Here is a 14269-nt window from a genome sequence, read left to right on the forward strand (position 1 = left end):
TGTATTGCTCCTTTTACAAACTATTTAGGGCTTCTCTGCCTCTCTCATCCAGCATTTTTGAATCAAAAATCAAATGTTTTCGTTCAAGGTCACTATTGTCAGAATCCCAACTTCTTCTCTCATTAAAGTATTCAAATGAATCTTCTGACAAATTTAACAACTCTGTATCTCTATATCTACTTTTCAAAACATAGTACCGATCTTTATCTGGATGTTCAATTAGAATTACACTTGGAGTCCATGTAATTGATTTGCTTGGTAAAGAATGTCTGATTATGTTGAGTTTTTCACTGTCTTCAATAAATAAAATATTCAACGTTCTTACCACCTTTCTTGGTAAAATTCAAATTTTACAAACTATTATTCTAGATAATCTGCATAATCATTGTTGATCCATAAGAGTATTTTTTCTAATCTCTCTGTTAAAAAATACTTATTCTTTTTGTCATACCACTCAGTCAGTCTGAATTCATGCTTACTGCTATTGCAACTTCTACAGGCAGGTACACAATTACTTAAATCATCAGCGCCATTGCAATCTACATGTTCTTTATGTAATTGCTGTTTAAAGAGATCCTTGTGTTCTTTCTCAGACATCCCACAGTAAGCGCACATGTGATCAAAATAGCTTTTACAGGCAATCCATTCTTTAGTAGTGATGTCGTGTTTTTTATTTGAGTAAACTTGAGAATATCTTTTTAACTTTTCAGGATTTCTCTTTCTCCAATCTTTATGGTAACCTCCCAAGCGCTGTTCTCTGGAATGCTCTCTTTCTCTTTGTCTCCATGATTCACTATTCTTGGTTTGGCTGGTATTGTAAATGTGCTTTTGTTGTAAGTAATGCTCGTGATTGTCCAATTGCCAATTCAATGAACGCTTGATACTACATTCTTTGCATTCGGGGTAATAATAAATATATTCTCCACGTTTTTTTGAATTTCTATTTTGTGAATAGAACATTTCAAGGTTTTTAAGTTCATTACATATCTTACATTTCTTTATTTGCTATTCACCCTTTCTAAGTTTTGATAAATTCCAACTTTGATAAAGAAATTGAGAGGTTGTTAACTATGGATGGTCTATGATCAACCTCTACTATGTATCAATTTTTAATGATTATTTTTGTTTATAAAACTCTTTTTTGCAGCATAGCATGAAAGTTGTTGATTCTCTCCCATCATCGTTAATTATGAATAGCTCCGCTTCCCCCAAGCTGCTTGCATTAGCTTCCCACCTGCCTAACTCATAAATCTTCCCCTCCGTCACCTTTAATCCTTGGTGCATCTTCGATTTAATCAAAACATGAGTTGCCGTGTCTAAATTCTCTGTGAGAATTAGATCAGCAAGTAGAATAGACATGTGACCATCTCCCTTGTTTCATATTACGATTATATTTGTTTATATATCATTTGTCAACATTTAATGTGATTATATTAGTTTATATGTAGTGTGTGTGATAAAACCTACATTTTACTTAGATGGGTACTTTGAATTTACACTTTGTATAAAAGGTTTTGAACGCTTCTTCCCCTCTGTCACAAGGGCTGTCCTTATCCATAAATAAATCCATGTTGTCATATAAAGCATAAACGTTTCTAGTTTTCCCAAACTTGGCTGCTTGTTTTTTTACTGCTTCAATAGATTTATCTTTATCCAAGGCTATAACTATCTCTACATCATGGTCTAATTCTTTTATCATCTTAACCTGCCATTCACTTAGATCATCGCCACTAATAGCAACACAGTTTCGATGACCGTATTGACTAATTAACCAGCAAGTTTTTTCACCTTCAAATATCAATATCTCTTTTCTTTCTAATATGTAATACAAGGCTCGATGCCAATTGTAAAGCTCAATCATCTTGTTGAAGTTGATAAGATACAAGAACTTATATATGTTTTTCTCTTCATAATCACTAAATATGGTTCTTCCTTTTATAGATACAATATCCCCAAAGCGATTGTGTATGGGGAAAATGATTCGCTGACTTCTTAAATCAAACCCTATTTGAAATTCTCGCTGTATCTCGTATAACACCCCCTCATCTAAATATAATTGATGAGGGTACATGATATACTGATCCAAAATTTGTTCTTCATAAGTGTCGTTTTCTAGATTATGCAGTTCTCTTTTTTTCTTGCGCTTTCGCTTAACATCTTTAAGCCAATTGAGTTGGATTAGATTAGGTGGTGGTATGTATCTGTTATCTAGAAGGTCTTTGTAGCCTAATTGTTCACATATCCACCTTTTTGCTTTAGGTAATCCTTTCTGTCTCTCCTCTTCAGTGAACTGGTCAAAAACTATATAAGATACTAACCCATATATATCAATGTCTGACTCTCCAAGTGTCCTGATTCTACTTGAAAGACTTTCATTTAAATACACTTGAACCGACCTTATATTTGGTGATTCAAATTTAAGAGGGAGTTGTGCTTCATATCGATTGTTCTTTTTATCGACATGTTCGCAACCCATTGCTTCTAAAAGATCTCCAACTCTTGATTCTTCGATTATTCTTTCCTTAATTAATTTCAGATCATTGCTCATGCTGCTCCTCCGAAGGAGTTTAACGTCCATTATTGGGTACGACTACTAATGCAACCTCTTTCCAAATATTGAAGTCATAATTTACTTCAAACACAATTTGTTCATCCTCAGATCCTTCACGATTTTTAGGTAAGAAGAGAATGAGATATTTTTTCTCTGGGTCTAGTTTATACGGTTTCTTGTGCCATCCACCAAAACCGCTATCCTTTTCCCAGTTGTAGGGATGCAACTCATTCTTACCTGAGGGATATTCGTCTGCAAAAATCAATCTGCCAGCCATTACAACGGCTGCTACTTCTACAATCTCTGGTGATTTACCAATACAATCTAAATCTATGTATCTAAACTCTTTACCAATCTTAAGTTGGACTGTTGCTATTGTGGCGCAATTATTTGACTCTTCTTTGATACAGTCATACAGTTCTTGAGCTGAGTTAGAAAAAGCAAGCCATCGTTCAACATTCTGTGATAAGTCAGGTTTGAATGTATCAAAATAAATATGCTTATAACCTAATGGTCTATAAAGTTCAATCCTATTAATGACATCTTCAATCCGGTACTTTTTGAGCTGAACGAACTTTATAAAGTCTGGACGGTGCGTCTGAAGCCATTCAGCAGCCTCCTTGAGCGTTTGTTTGATTTCTTGACTGAAACCACCCCTGTTAACCGTGTCTCGTGCAATAGGTTTCTTTAAAATTCGCGCTGCTACGGTTACTAGGAGCCTAGTCCTCCATCGTTTCACGCCTTCCTCATTGGCAAAGACTATTCCTTTCTCTTTACTTTCTAGAAGTCCCAATACACCCTTCTCAGTTAATATGCTCGATTTCCCCACACCTGAAGGAAGAACGAGGTACATCAAGTTCCCAAGCTTCTGCCCATTAATCTTCTTATTTAGCCGAGGAGATTCAAATAAGGGAATTCCTGCATCCTCTCCTGCCTCCAACTGTTCAATGGTTTCATCAAGATTATCTATAAGATTGTATTCAATTACTTCGCCGCTATTTACATGAGAAAACGATTCTTTATGTTTAAACTGAAAGAAACTTTGCATCTGTTTAAGTGACATATTAGCCAATTTCGAAACTAAACTAGGATTGCTAGTATCCAATAATCCCTGCTTTTGTAGGTTTCGAAGTGACTCATATTTTTGCACTTCACTAAAATGGTATTCATCGTTCCCTTTGTCTCCATCACACTCAGATACAACCTCATCAATTGTTGAGAAGCCACCATAATCGTTATAATAATCAAAGTATGATTTCTTACCATTTTCAGAAGGTTTAGACGTAATAAATGAGTATGTGGTAACATCATCAAATAGTCGAATGCCACTTTCATACATCTCTTTTCCTATATAAAAGTAGTACCACCATATTCCTTCTGTGAAGGTTTCTTTGCTAATTTTATGGGTTTTATACTTACCGTATAGAGTGGGTGTATTCCATAAATAGCCGATAAATATAGACTCATGAACCTTCGATGGATCTACGAATTCTTTAATATATTCTATTGTTACCACTCCTTACGATTTACAAAAAATCAGAAATGTCTAAATCATCTCGTTTATTACTATATGTATTTTTGTTTGGAAGAGACTGGTCTCTCTTCGACTCTTGTTTTTCAACTCGCTTTTCTGCTTCCATTTGCTTCTTTTTATTCAGTCTAATTTTCCAAGCATCATTTAAATGACCCACCATAGTAGAAATTGTATAATTTACCTGATTAACATCATTCCAATCTCCAATCTTTGTAGACATTGCATATAAGTTGTTTTTCTCAGATAACCTGTATGCTTCAAGCATCAAAGCATAATCAGGCCCTGTTCTCCACTTTGGAATTTTCTTGCCTTTTTTATACTCAAAGCCAGCACGAAGATGCTTCAATCTTGTTATATTTGCGACTGATAGTGTAACTAGATCGTGAAACTTTATTATGTATTGATATAGCTCATCCCATTGCTCGTTTTCAATTCTAGTTGCCTCTTGCTCTTTCTTAAACCTATCAAAGCAGTATTCTTTGTGGTAATATCTCCTGTTTTCTAAAATCATATCTTCTCTAAGTCCATATTGACTACAAATCGGACATTTAACTGGTCTTGCCAGTTTAATCACCCCCTTCAGAATTTAAAACATTCAAATTCAGGCAACCTCAACAAATTGTTTTTGGTGAACCCTCTATGTTTAACCACACACTTAATAACTTCTTTAATGTAGACTGTACTTTCTGTTTCCTTTACTTTAAGCTGCTGGAATACCTTGTAGCCCGCTTTTCTCTCGTTTGAACCTACTGCTAAAGTTAAGACCCCTACTATTCGTTCGCCATCAGATAACAGCCAACCAAATTCATCTTTTTTATAGCCAGCAATGTAATATTCTCCAACATCATAGGCAATTACTTTAAGCCACTTGTCTGATCTTTTGTCGATCTCATATTTAGAATTGATATCTTTCTGAACAATTCCTTCAAGCTTTTGTTGCTTAGTTAGATTAAAGTACTCAATTCCATGACCTAAGATAAACTTTGTCTTTGTGTAATAGTCGTTATCTTTATAAGCTGATTCCAGTATCTCTTTGCGCTCTATTAGCGGTAAGTGCGTAACACTTTTTCCTTTATATTTAATGATGTCGAACGCACAAAAAGTTACTTTGTGTTTGCTTTTTCTTGATTTAAACCTTTCCATAACTGATTCGAAATTTGGTTTTCCTTCTGAATCAGTAACAATTAGTTCCCCATCTAGAGTTGTTCCACTTTCAATTGGAATGTTATCAATAAGTTCGGGAAACTTACCAGTTACTTCATTGTCATGTCGTGTATGCAGTCTTGCTCCATCTTGCGTATCTACAAGAAGCCTTATCCCGTCAAGTTTCAACTCTGTTAAATGCAAATTACTGTTGAATGGTTCATTGTTATCTGCCTTTTGTAGAAGCATTGGAGACACAAACATATTCATCACCCATTTAACAGTATATCAAATAGGTATATACTGTTTTAGCGGTAAATTATGTATATCGTTTATAAAATTGAACTTTTATCAAAGCATTTATGTCTAGCAAGTAAATCTCTTCTTCATATACAATCTACATTCTTACGGCAATTTAGTATGTATTTTTTCAATATATAATTCTTCGCTTTGTTGCATTAGTGAATTAATTTCATCATTAAGTCGCAATATTTCTTTTTTATTATCATCTTCTACTGCGACATGTAGTTCCTCGTACTTCCAACCTAATTGATGGTAAACTTCCGATAGATTTTCATATAGACTCAAATTATCACCTCCTTCTCATAGTAGAATCAACCTTTTACTATTCTTGTTCTTTTCCTTCTGTTGGTTCTTCATTTGTTTCCTTTTGTTCATTCTGATTTCTTTGATTAGATTTCGCTTTAATCCATTCAAAAAACTGTCGTGACTGCCCCATAGTGCAACACTCTAAAAACTGTCCTGGAGTTATTGCCAACGTTTCATTTAAATACTCTTCTAGCTCATCGATAGAGGCATAAAAATAAAATTCACTGTATTGATTACTGGTAAGCAGCTTAATCTTATACTCTTGTTCGCTCATTGATGTAGTCTCCTTGTTGTCATATAAAATTGCATTAGTTCATTTAGTCTGTATCAAAGTAAACTTTTACTGATTTTATCTAGTCGGTTCATTCCTTTATTTCGAACTCCGTATATCCATTTCCAACCAAAAATTTTGTCATGTTGGCTTTACTACGCGTTGTTACTATCGTAGTAGAAGGTTTGTCTGACCCAAGCCAAGCCACTATTTTGTTTGAAGAATTGTAAAAGTAGGCTTCGTACATGGTCCTGTACAATGGCTTCCGTCCGGGTACGGAATTTGAAATTCCAGCGAAATATCTGCCTTTTTTCACTAAAATTAATATTCCGAGATTACTTTCACTTCCAAGATAAGAAAGCTTGTTCTCCATATTGGTTCCCCCATGTACCATTCTTCATAAAAGAAAGATTTTACTTTGATTCATCATACAACAGAATACCTTCAGTGAGCTTCCCCACTGTTGTACTCAGTACACCAGCCATTTGTATTAAACGATCAATACTCACTTTAATCTCTGCATTCTCGTATCTATGAACTGTCTTCTTTGTAACTCCCAATTCATCCGCTAGAGATTGTAAAGTGTGGTTCTTACTCTTTCTAGCCTTTTCAATATTCCTTCCAACTATCGTATAGAATCGCTCAGAATCAAAGTCGTGTGTCACCTGTATCCTTCTTTCTATATTCTAATGAAAGGAAAATTTCATCCGATTTGCTGCCTACACAGTAACACCTTTAATTGATATTACCTTTTCACCAAGTTTCATTTCATCTTTCCTTTGAGTCTTTATACGCCTCAACAAGATCTTCAATATACACCTTGCGATGATTATTCTTTATTGATAGAACCGAAAGGTCAAAGTGAGGCATTCTTGCTAAGTACTCCTCTGGTAAGTTCTCGCAGACTTCATCTAGCACTTCATCAAGAATCTTATCAAAGTCATACTTATCATCGTGGCGGTTGTCATGGAACCATGTTCTATAGTAGTCCTCGTAAAGCTGTCTATCTTTTATATCAAACGGCACACTTCCCATTAGATCATATGTAGAGTAACCTTCAGAATACTTTCCGTTTCGAGTATCCTCGTCGGATTTCCATTTAATTTTGTCATGATATCTCTCTTTAAGCTCATCCAATCTTGAATCATCATTCCAGTACAAGCACAAAACATAACCACTTGAGGGTGTCTGAGGTTCATCGACTACTTTGGCCCAATAGAATCCATTATGCTTTATTTCTGTTTCAGCTATCTGAATCAGTGAGCCTCTATCGTTTGAGAAGAATAGATACTTTCCATGCGTTGCTTCATTGATATTCTTGTCTTTATAACTGCCAGAATAAATGTGCTGCCATCTACCATGTTGCTTATATTTCAGCACCCTCGTCGCTTCCTTCCCCTAAAAAGTACGCTTCATTGAATCTGTGTATTGCTCAAATGTTTTTCGCGTATTTTTTTATACGGAATCCACTCTCCACTCTTTAGCTGGAACTCCGTTACTTGATATCTGTAACACAAGCGAGAAGCAAAAGGACTATCTAATGTCTCATAGCTAATTGTTTGCTTTCTGTTCTTCCAACCATGTCCTGTGACAATGCCCTCGTAGTTGTCATCAGTGCGAATTCTCATTCCATTCAATATTTTCATATGGATATGCTCCTCTCCCTATAAAATATTTGTTTTACCTACTGCTTTCATCCTCATAGACACACTTAGACATCCAAGCATCGAATTCTTCTTTCAAATGTCTGTACTCTTCAACCAATTTGTCAGAAACTTCTTTGTTAGGATTCTGATTGACAATGGTGTATTCAATAATTCTTCTTTCCGATTCACGTAGTCTAGATTCCATATCTTTTAGTTGACTGTATAAATTACCAAGCCCATGTTTAATCAAGTTGCCACTCTCCTCACTTTTGCTTTTAATCAAATCTCAATCATATCTGTATACATCAATCTCTGTTTATTTGGTAGCTCAAAATCATGGTGAAAATGCCCAAAATACCATTGTTTATAATCTACTTTTTTCTCTATATTATAAAAATAAGGATGCATTTCATCCAAATCCATGTGAATGCCACAACGTTGCGTAATGTACTCTAATGCTGGGGTTGAACACGTGTGAGTCAGTATGTAATCAACTTTCCAATCATGCTTTTTTAAATTCTTTAATCCTTCTTCATATTCCTCTTCTGATGGCATTTCACGTCTCCACCACGATTTACCTTCCTTGCGGTATTCTTTGTCATGTGACGCAGCTCCTCCAAACGTAAAGAACTTCTTACCTTCAATATTGAACACCTGTCCACGCATTAAATGAATAATACTGTCGTTGATCTTATGTACTTTCCCACCATTCCATTGGCTCACTGGATACCCCTCAAGCAAATCAAAGTTCTCATGATTGCCATCAATAAAGAGTGTTGTAAATGGTTTCGTCTTGTCTAACCACTTCAGCCAATACTGATCCTCTTTATCGCCATTCCACAGTAAACCAAAGTCTCCAACAATAATAACATAGTCTTTCTTGGTCATTTCTTTTTGCTGTGGAAAATTTCTAGTATTAAGACGCTTATTTACACTTATTGTTCCATGAATGTCTCCAGTCAAATAGATCACTTATTGCGTTCATCCTTTCTTGTAAAAGTCATATTTTATTCATTTAAACTTCTTCAATAAGTTGTTGTCCATCCCACACTAACACAGGCTTTGAAAGGGCTGCGGTTACTCTCTCTACTACAGAATGTAAATCTTTAATCGAGTCCTGATTTAATGGGTTTTTGTCCTTAATGAAACTATCAGGAATATTGTTGTCATAGTAGACCTCGCAAACTTCAAAAACTTCTTCATTTATCTCATCGTTGCCAACTCGATATTTAACAACTCTATAATTCCAATAAGAATCCATATGTAAACTCCCTTCAACATAAAACTCACATTTTAATCTGTTTCGAAACTAACTAATTCGGTCGGTACCAATTTAATTAATCCTGTCGTTGTTCCACATAATGAATACCCATCTTCATAATTGTAGATAACCTCTACTCTAAGATATCTTTCAAAATCCTCATATTTTTTAGATAAAAACCCCGTCTTACCAATGTACTTGTTATCATCTAAATATTTGCCAATTTTTAAATATTGTTCTCTATATTCCATGAATGAATCTAACAGTTCAGATGCCTTATCTGTACCAATTTCTTTTTCTAATTTAAAATATAGGTCATTTTCAAGATCACGATAATCCATGTGAATTTTAAACATGTCCTTGTTCATTGTAAGTTCTCTCTCCTCTTAAAAGTGTTATTTCATTTGCAAATATCAATCCTCATCATAAACAATATCATAATCTAAGGCATCAACATCTCTACCATTCTTTCGTAAAAAGTCTTCTGTTTCTCTAATTCGCACTATAATAGCATCGTCTTCATGTAATTCTTTTCCCAATTGTTCTTTTATTCTCCAAAGCATGTACAGCTCACTCTCTGCTGAGTCCAGTTGGCCTTCTAGATATCCCTTTTCAAAATCAGATTTTTTAGCCATACATGCCACATCCCCTTATAAAATTATCTCTTTACTACTTTGTAATCGATTCAAAATAAGCTATGGCACTTTCTGTGTTACATCTATCTTCATCTTCTAGTTCGCACTCAAGATAATGTTCTAAAGCACGTATTGCTTGGTGAACATATTCTCTTATCTCTTCATTGTCTTTTACCATCTTGCTGTCACCTACCTCTGCATCATATTATACAACATTTTCCTATGTACGGCTCTATATTCATTCATTATCTATATAAATAATATTATTATATTTGTTTATTTAAGTCAAGCTGAATTATTCCAGCCTGACCAATTTACTCAAGTCAACATCCATATAGGCAGCTATCCTTACTTCTACATCATTCCTGATTTTAGACCAAAGAAATCGCATAGTGTGAGTATATCCACGACACAGATACTCAGTCACCAAATCTTTGTCTGACCTAACCCCATCAAACACCTTTACTCCCCTCTGCCTCATTTTTTGACGAACAACTTTCAAATCCATTAACACTCTACTTTGCAAGCCTTCTAGATATAAAACAAACAATTCCTTCATTTTTAAGTCAGACTTCTTGATTTTGTTTATGTTAAGCTCCAGCACATCCAACACATAAGGTAGCTGTATAAAATCAATTACAAGCTGAGTGTCTTCATTAGATGTTATATAATTGCTCATGCTGTACACACACTCCTAGAACGTTTGTTCTTATAGTGTACAACTAACTAAATAACTATTCAATAGTAGCGTATCTAAACATATTTCTATCCGCCTCAATAAGAACTCTTTGTCCAACATATTCGCCATCTATGTATAATTCAAATTCATTTCCCTTGTATTCAATTAAAAGTTCATTTGAGGGAATATTGCCGTAATTTCGCGTGTATGCTTCGCCCGTTGACAATTCAAATCGAAGTACAATCAAACTTCCCATTGAGTTTGTTTTAAGGTAAATTCGAAATACATTGTCCGTTTTGGGTGGAAATTGATACTGTGTGTTGGCCTTCTGTTTTGCCATTATCTATTCTCCTATCTTGGTAAAACGATGCTTTTACAGATCTTTAGCTTCTAAATAATCTTCTACTTCAATCATCAATTCCATTAACTCTTCATACTCTGCACCACTCATAGTACTTTTGCCACGATTCAATACAGTACATAATTCAAGATCCAGAGCACTTGCTACTTTATAAATCTGCTGAAGCAATTCTAAATCACTCTTCAATGCTCATTAGCTCCTTTAATGCCTTTTCATATTTCTTTGTTCGCTCATAATCCTTCTTTGTTGGCTGCTCAATCCTACTCAAATCCATGTTATCTTCAATATCAGCAATCTTAACTTTTCGTGCCAATTCATTTTGTTTACAACGTCGAATGAATTCCATATATGGTTCGTCTTCTTTTCTTGTTAGGGCAATAACTGCATCAATAATTGAGCTTGAGAAGTCTTCAGACAACTTCTCTTTAGTCATAGTTGTGTCTTCTAAAATATCATGCAGTACAGCCACGATTTGCTCCTTATTGGATTTCAATTTCATCATTACACGCAATGGATGTAAAATATATGGATTCCCACCCTTATCAAATTGCCCATTATGCATAGTTGCAGCAATTGAGATTGCTTTATTCAAATTGTTTACCATCTGAAAACAGTCCTCTCTATACAAAACTGTACCAATTAACAACCAACCTTTTTTGTAATATTGAGCGTCATATTCTTCTCCAAGGACTAATTCATCATAATTATTATGCCACTTCGAATAGACAACCTTCATCTACAGCAATCTCCTTATCATCTTCTATTCTTGTAAAAGCCCAATTTTATCAGTTTAGTATTATTGAATTACTACATAATAAACAGAAGTTACGCCTTTACGTTTTCTTTTTGGAATACTAAAGATTCTTAGTTTGCTTCCCACAACTTCAACTCCGTCTTCTATTTCGTTTAAGTTTATTCCAGAACATATTTTGTTTAAATTTGTTTCTTCCATTAAATAGCCTTCTTTAATTCCATTCTTCACAAACGTACAATCAGAAGCGCTTAGAAATTGAATGTCGCGATGTCCTTCGCTTTCCAATTTTTTGATCATAGTATCAACGTAATCCTGAACTTTCGTAATCATTGTTATCATTCCTCCGTCATAAATTCGTTTATCCATTGAATCCATACAATATGTCTAATTCAAAATCATTTTGTGGTCTTAGTGTATAGAGTGTCTTTCCCACTTTTCTTGCATATCTACAACAGTTACCAGTACCACCCTTCGTTCCATCCCAAGCAGCGACAACAATCCGTGATTTATCTACCATGTATTCATTTCTCTTTTGCATTTTCGCTACATGATACTCGCCAATCGGCACTCCCTCTACTCTATATAGTGGCATCTCGTCTACATAAACAACTTCATCTGCTGTATCAAGCATCTTCGTGTACCAGTGCTGAGTTACACGATCAGTCCATTTACTTGCTTGATTTTTGAATGGTATCGCTACAATGTTTTTGATTTCAGAATAATCTGTGTTCTTTAGCCCCTGAACTGTCCAGAATGCTATTTGGTCAAAGCCGATAGCACCGCCAGTAATAAAACGTTCAATTCCCTCGTTCTTAATTAAGTCAATTAACACTGTTTCAATTTTGCTTTTTATGTATTTTGATTGTTTATCCATAAGGCTGTAGCAATTTCCTAATTTATTCGGGCGGTGTCCTGTGAATGATACTGTTTTACTTTCTAGGTTCTCCTGTATTCTGCGTTCTTCACGCCTTCTGTTTATTTCTTCTCTTCCCTCAGGGGAGTTTAACCATGCAAAGTCAACCATTAGCATCACCTCTTTCTTAAAAATCTAAAATCTCTGTAACGTTACAATTAAAATAAATGACCCCATCATTAAATAGAAATATGTTTTATGAGAGAATTTTGACTCGTTAGTGAAACTTATGAGGCGACAAGGTAGATATAATATTGCCAGCGCCGCCAACATACCAAAACAGTATTAAGATAAGAAATTAGAATTTTTTGTCACCCTTTATATTAAAATGTTCATTTTATCTAGATCGCACTAATAAAATTTGTTTCTTCGTCATCCATTTCATCGTCGCTAATTAGTTTGCGATGGTTGTCGTAGCATGAGTTAATCTCATATTTCTCCTTTACTTCTTTAAAATCGTATTTTCTACATAGTTCCTCTACGACAAGACTATGACGGCTGTTTCTACCAAGGCTTTTAACAATATTATTATAAATTGTACAAAATTCCTTTTTACTTAATTCATTCTCGTGTACAAGCATTGTGTAGTAGTAATCATTATATTCATTATCTGAAATTATGTAATAGAACATTCTTATCTACTCCTTTTTTTTAAAAATATGTATTTTAAAAAAATATTTAAGAACCAGACAAATTACCCTTGCATAGAATGCACCTAGAACAAAAAGGAGGCGCTTTATGTACACATATTACCCTTATCCACCAAACCAGCCACCATCACAACAGTTCCATTCATACGGTCATAGACAAATAAACAGACAATCTAAAGAACTGTATATCACTCAAGATACTAAAACAACAGATTTAGGCGATGGATTTTATTCATTAAAATGGGGTAGATTTTTTATTAGCCCAAACACTTATTTTACAGCAACTATTAACACAGGAAGCTATAAAGTATTGTCGGCAGGCTTTGGCATCACAGGGATAGGGTCAGCTTATGCGGTTGAAAGCTTGCCAACATCTCGAAATGAATGGCACATAGTAGTACACAACAATACAAATACTCAACGAGAAGTTACTTTCACCGCTACAGTAAAAAGTTAACCATAACGACCAACTCTTATTTTAGGGTTGGTCTTCTCTTTGTAAAACACGCATTTTATTAGACTTTAAATAACCACATCTGTCATACCACATTTTCTATAAATCACTCTAAGTTTCTCTCTGACTTCTATGTATGCAGCGTTTACTTCTTGGATCTCTCCTTCTACGTTCACGACTTCGTTAATTGCATTTTGCATAAGTAGCGCTTCTCTCCATGCTTTGCGTTTTTTAAAGTACTCATAATTGTAAGTGTATGAATGACCATAACGATCAGTTGGACTAATTATCCTTTTAAGTTCAGCGTATAACTCTTCCAGTTTAATAGCGCATCTTTGTAATTCATTATCTAAACGTTCATGCGCTAATTGCAACTCAATAAATTCCTGAGTTTTATTATTTTTGATAATTTCAATTGACACACTTATAGTCATTAAATTTTCTCTCCTTTATTTACCAAAACAATCGTTAGTGCTCTCACGGATTCTTTTAATTAAATCTGCTCCCTTTTCTTCGTCCCATTGATTTAAATAAATACACTTCCAACCCAAGAAGTATTTCTTTTTCTGAAATATTTTTAGTTTTTGAATAAGTTTGTAGTATGTCATCCCATGTTCTCTACTCGTATTAACTCTGACTTTATCAATTTTTATCATGTATCGTTTACCATCTTTGTTCCAGTATTTTTTATACATTCACTATGTTCCTTTCTTAGAGACGAAACTATCTAGGTACTCCTGATATATCGGCTCAAATGCCTCTTCTTCTTGCTTCCACAATGTTTCTGAGACATCTATTCCATATCCAG

General features: G+C 34.6%; 29 protein-coding genes. 1 reads left to right on the forward strand and 28 read right to left on the reverse strand.

Annotation, left to right across the window (positions count from 1 at the left end; genetic code table 11):
* Positions 1 to 13: 13 nt before the first annotated feature.
* The 26 genes from ACU1JV_RS00430 to ACU1JV_RS00555 all read right to left on the reverse strand — a co-directional run bounded on the left by ACU1JV_RS00430 (position 14) and on the right by ACU1JV_RS00555 (position 12989).
* Complete coding sequence (locus tag ACU1JV_RS00430; RefSeq protein WP_029517944.1) at positions 14 to 316, reverse strand: hypothetical protein; 303 nt, start codon at positions 314 to 316, stop codon at positions 14 to 16.
* A 44-nt stretch (positions 317 to 360) separates the two neighbouring features.
* Entirely contained in the window at positions 361 to 960 is a 600-nt protein-coding gene (locus ACU1JV_RS00435) for an HNH endonuclease (RefSeq protein ID WP_446724448.1), read from the reverse strand.
* A gap of 156 nt (positions 961 to 1116) precedes the next feature.
* A complete protein-coding gene (locus ACU1JV_RS00440) occupies positions 1117 to 1359 on the reverse strand; it encodes a hypothetical protein (RefSeq protein WP_029517946.1) in 243 nt (80 codons plus the stop codon).
* Between the two features lie 115 nt (positions 1360 to 1474).
* Positions 1475 to 2548 carry a DNA primase gene (locus ACU1JV_RS00445; protein ID WP_446724449.1) on the reverse strand — a complete coding sequence of 358 codons (1074 nt, stop codon included), beginning with the start codon at positions 2546 to 2548 and terminating at the stop codon, positions 1475 to 1477.
* A 19-nt stretch (positions 2549 to 2567) separates the two neighbouring features.
* On the reverse strand, positions 2568 to 4067 hold the full coding sequence (locus tag ACU1JV_RS00450) for a replication protein (protein WP_446724450.1): 1500 nt from the start codon (positions 4065 to 4067) through the stop codon (positions 2568 to 2570).
* Positions 4068 to 4077: 10 nt separating this feature from the next.
* The gene (locus ACU1JV_RS00455) at positions 4078 to 4659 is read right to left on the reverse strand and encodes a hypothetical protein (protein WP_446724451.1); all 582 of its coding nucleotides are present in this window, start codon (positions 4657 to 4659) and stop codon (positions 4078 to 4080) included.
* Between the two features lie 5 nt (positions 4660 to 4664).
* Positions 4665 to 5492: an ATP-dependent DNA ligase gene (locus tag ACU1JV_RS00460; protein ID WP_446724452.1), complete on the reverse strand. Its 828-nt coding sequence runs from the start codon at positions 5490 to 5492 to the stop codon at positions 4665 to 4667.
* A gap of 141 nt (positions 5493 to 5633) precedes the next feature.
* A complete protein-coding gene (locus tag ACU1JV_RS00465; protein WP_446724453.1) occupies positions 5634 to 5816 on the reverse strand; it encodes a hypothetical protein in 183 nt (60 codons plus the stop codon).
* A 37-nt stretch (positions 5817 to 5853) separates the two neighbouring features.
* Entirely contained in the window at positions 5854 to 6111 is a 258-nt protein-coding gene (locus ACU1JV_RS00470; protein ID WP_446724454.1) for a hypothetical protein, read from the reverse strand.
* Positions 6112 to 6199: 88 nt separating this feature from the next.
* A complete protein-coding gene (locus tag ACU1JV_RS00475) occupies positions 6200 to 6481 on the reverse strand; it encodes a hypothetical protein (RefSeq protein ID WP_446724455.1) in 282 nt (93 codons plus the stop codon).
* A 40-nt stretch (positions 6482 to 6521) separates the two neighbouring features.
* The gene (locus ACU1JV_RS00480) at positions 6522 to 6773 is read right to left on the reverse strand and encodes a helix-turn-helix domain-containing protein (protein WP_029517955.1); all 252 of its coding nucleotides are present in this window, start codon (positions 6771 to 6773) and stop codon (positions 6522 to 6524) included.
* Positions 6774 to 6876: 103 nt separating this feature from the next.
* Positions 6877 to 7488 carry a hypothetical protein gene (locus ACU1JV_RS00485; protein WP_413986388.1) on the reverse strand — a complete coding sequence of 204 codons (612 nt, stop codon included), beginning with the start codon at positions 7486 to 7488 and terminating at the stop codon, positions 6877 to 6879.
* 32 nt (positions 7489 to 7520) lie between these two features.
* Complete coding sequence (locus tag ACU1JV_RS00490) at positions 7521 to 7754, reverse strand: hypothetical protein (RefSeq protein ID WP_190297315.1); 234 nt, start codon at positions 7752 to 7754, stop codon at positions 7521 to 7523.
* 34 nt (positions 7755 to 7788) lie between these two features.
* Positions 7789 to 8004: a hypothetical protein gene (locus ACU1JV_RS00495; RefSeq protein ID WP_413986389.1), complete on the reverse strand. Its 216-nt coding sequence runs from the start codon at positions 8002 to 8004 to the stop codon at positions 7789 to 7791.
* 29 nt (positions 8005 to 8033) lie between these two features.
* Positions 8034 to 8726, reverse strand: coding sequence for a metallophosphatase (locus tag ACU1JV_RS00500; RefSeq protein ID WP_413986390.1), 693 nt, complete (start codon positions 8724 to 8726; stop codon positions 8034 to 8036).
* A 43-nt stretch (positions 8727 to 8769) separates the two neighbouring features.
* Complete coding sequence (locus ACU1JV_RS00505) at positions 8770 to 9015, reverse strand: hypothetical protein (RefSeq protein WP_413986391.1); 246 nt, start codon at positions 9013 to 9015, stop codon at positions 8770 to 8772.
* Between the two features lie 32 nt (positions 9016 to 9047).
* Positions 9048 to 9383, reverse strand: a complete 336-nt coding sequence (locus ACU1JV_RS00510; RefSeq protein ID WP_413986392.1) for a hypothetical protein — start codon at positions 9381 to 9383, stop codon at positions 9048 to 9050.
* Between the two features lie 45 nt (positions 9384 to 9428).
* The gene (locus ACU1JV_RS00515) at positions 9429 to 9650 is read right to left on the reverse strand and encodes a hypothetical protein (protein ID WP_190297322.1); all 222 of its coding nucleotides are present in this window, start codon (positions 9648 to 9650) and stop codon (positions 9429 to 9431) included.
* A gap of 34 nt (positions 9651 to 9684) precedes the next feature.
* Positions 9685 to 9828 (reverse strand): hypothetical protein, encoded by a 144-nt coding sequence (locus ACU1JV_RS00520; protein ID WP_190297323.1) that lies wholly within the window; start codon positions 9826 to 9828, stop codon positions 9685 to 9687.
* A gap of 117 nt (positions 9829 to 9945) precedes the next feature.
* Positions 9946 to 10329, reverse strand: a complete 384-nt coding sequence (locus ACU1JV_RS00525; RefSeq protein WP_413986393.1) for a hypothetical protein — start codon at positions 10327 to 10329, stop codon at positions 9946 to 9948.
* Positions 10330 to 10384: 55 nt separating this feature from the next.
* On the reverse strand, positions 10385 to 10669 hold the full coding sequence (locus ACU1JV_RS00530; RefSeq protein ID WP_190297325.1) for a hypothetical protein: 285 nt from the start codon (positions 10667 to 10669) through the stop codon (positions 10385 to 10387).
* 33 nt (positions 10670 to 10702) lie between these two features.
* The gene (locus ACU1JV_RS00535; protein WP_190297326.1) at positions 10703 to 10876 is read right to left on the reverse strand and encodes a hypothetical protein; all 174 of its coding nucleotides are present in this window, start codon (positions 10874 to 10876) and stop codon (positions 10703 to 10705) included.
* Positions 10866 to 11426 (reverse strand): HD domain-containing protein, encoded by a 561-nt coding sequence (locus ACU1JV_RS00540; protein WP_413986394.1) that lies wholly within the window; start codon positions 11424 to 11426, stop codon positions 10866 to 10868. Before ACU1JV_RS00540 ends, ACU1JV_RS00535 begins: the two co-directional genes overlap by 11 nt.
* Positions 11427 to 11486: 60 nt before the next feature.
* A complete protein-coding gene (locus tag ACU1JV_RS00545) occupies positions 11487 to 11774 on the reverse strand; it encodes a hypothetical protein (protein ID WP_167438084.1) in 288 nt (95 codons plus the stop codon).
* Between the two features lie 28 nt (positions 11775 to 11802).
* Entirely contained in the window at positions 11803 to 12468 is a 666-nt protein-coding gene (locus tag ACU1JV_RS00550) for an SLOG family protein (RefSeq protein ID WP_413986395.1), read from the reverse strand.
* Positions 12469 to 12698: 230 nt separating this feature from the next.
* Positions 12699 to 12989 carry a hypothetical protein gene (locus ACU1JV_RS00555; RefSeq protein ID WP_413986396.1) on the reverse strand — a complete coding sequence of 97 codons (291 nt, stop codon included), beginning with the start codon at positions 12987 to 12989 and terminating at the stop codon, positions 12699 to 12701.
* 106 nt (positions 12990 to 13095) lie between these two features.
* Here ACU1JV_RS00555 and ACU1JV_RS00560 point away from each other — a divergent pair, with 106 nt between their 5' ends.
* Complete coding sequence (locus ACU1JV_RS00560) at positions 13096 to 13464, forward strand: hypothetical protein (RefSeq protein WP_413986397.1); 369 nt, start codon at positions 13096 to 13098, stop codon at positions 13462 to 13464.
* Positions 13465 to 13529: 65 nt separating this feature from the next.
* Here ACU1JV_RS00560 and ACU1JV_RS00565 read toward each other — a convergent pair whose 3' ends face one another.
* Both ACU1JV_RS00565 and ACU1JV_RS00570 read right to left on the reverse strand, forming a co-directional pair.
* A complete protein-coding gene (locus ACU1JV_RS00565) occupies positions 13530 to 13895 on the reverse strand; it encodes a hypothetical protein (protein ID WP_413986398.1) in 366 nt (121 codons plus the stop codon).
* A gap of 15 nt (positions 13896 to 13910) precedes the next feature.
* A complete protein-coding gene (locus tag ACU1JV_RS00570) occupies positions 13911 to 14156 on the reverse strand; it encodes a hypothetical protein (protein WP_413986399.1) in 246 nt (81 codons plus the stop codon).
* Between the last annotated feature and the right edge of the window lie 113 nt (positions 14157 to 14269).

The organism is Paenibacillus sp. T2-29 (genome assembly GCF_052921365.1).

Excerpts from the sequence above, each read along its gene's own strand:
- ACU1JV_RS00435 (WP_446724448.1), bottom strand. The coding sequence starts at position 960 with ATGTTCTATTCACAAAATAGAAATTCAAAAAAACGTGGAGAATATATT.
- ACU1JV_RS00440 (WP_029517946.1), bottom strand. The coding sequence starts at position 1,359 with ATGTCTATTCTACTTGCTGATCTAATTCTCACAGAGAATTTAGACACG.
- ACU1JV_RS00445 (WP_446724449.1), bottom strand. The coding sequence starts at position 2,548 with ATGAGCAATGATCTGAAATTAATTAAGGAAAGAATAATCGAAGAATCA.
- ACU1JV_RS00460 (WP_446724452.1), bottom strand. The coding sequence starts at position 5,492 with ATGTTTGTGTCTCCAATGCTTCTACAAAAGGCAGATAACAATGAACCA.
- ACU1JV_RS00470 (WP_446724454.1), bottom strand. The coding sequence starts at position 6,111 with ATGAGCGAACAAGAGTATAAGATTAAGCTGCTTACCAGTAATCAATAC.
- ACU1JV_RS00475 (WP_446724455.1), bottom strand. The coding sequence starts at position 6,481 with ATGGAGAACAAGCTTTCTTATCTTGGAAGTGAAAGTAATCTCGGAATA.
- ACU1JV_RS00490 (WP_190297315.1), bottom strand. The coding sequence starts at position 7,754 with ATGAAAATATTGAATGGAATGAGAATTCGCACTGATGACAACTACGAG.
- ACU1JV_RS00505 (WP_413986391.1), bottom strand. The coding sequence starts at position 9,015 with ATGGATTCTTATTGGAATTATAGAGTTGTTAAATATCGAGTTGGCAAC.
- ACU1JV_RS00510 (WP_413986392.1), bottom strand. The coding sequence starts at position 9,383 with ATGAACAAGGACATGTTTAAAATTCACATGGATTATCGTGATCTTGAA.
- ACU1JV_RS00515 (WP_190297322.1), bottom strand. The coding sequence starts at position 9,650 with ATGGCTAAAAAATCTGATTTTGAAAAGGGATATCTAGAAGGCCAACTG.
- ACU1JV_RS00520 (WP_190297323.1), bottom strand. The coding sequence starts at position 9,828 with ATGGTAAAAGACAATGAAGAGATAAGAGAATATGTTCACCAAGCAATA.
- ACU1JV_RS00525 (WP_413986393.1), bottom strand. The coding sequence starts at position 10,329 with ATGAGCAATTATATAACATCTAATGAAGACACTCAGCTTGTAATTGAT.
- ACU1JV_RS00530 (WP_190297325.1), bottom strand. The coding sequence starts at position 10,669 with ATGGCAAAACAGAAGGCCAACACACAGTATCAATTTCCACCCAAAACG.
- ACU1JV_RS00540 (WP_413986394.1), bottom strand. The coding sequence starts at position 11,426 with ATGAAGGTTGTCTATTCGAAGTGGCATAATAATTATGATGAATTAGTC.
- ACU1JV_RS00545 (WP_167438084.1), bottom strand. The coding sequence starts at position 11,774 with ATGATTACGAAAGTTCAGGATTACGTTGATACTATGATCAAAAAATTG.
- ACU1JV_RS00550 (WP_413986395.1), bottom strand. The coding sequence starts at position 12,468 with ATGGTTGACTTTGCATGGTTAAACTCCCCTGAGGGAAGAGAAGAAATA.
- ACU1JV_RS00555 (WP_413986396.1), bottom strand. The coding sequence starts at position 12,989 with ATGTTCTATTACATAATTTCAGATAATGAATATAATGATTACTACTAC.
- ACU1JV_RS00560 (WP_413986397.1), top strand. The coding sequence starts at position 13,096 with ATGTACACATATTACCCTTATCCACCAAACCAGCCACCATCACAACAG.
- ACU1JV_RS00565 (WP_413986398.1), bottom strand. The coding sequence starts at position 13,895 with ATGACTATAAGTGTGTCAATTGAAATTATCAAAAATAATAAAACTCAG.
- ACU1JV_RS00570 (WP_413986399.1), bottom strand. The coding sequence starts at position 14,156 with ATGTATAAAAAATACTGGAACAAAGATGGTAAACGATACATGATAAAA.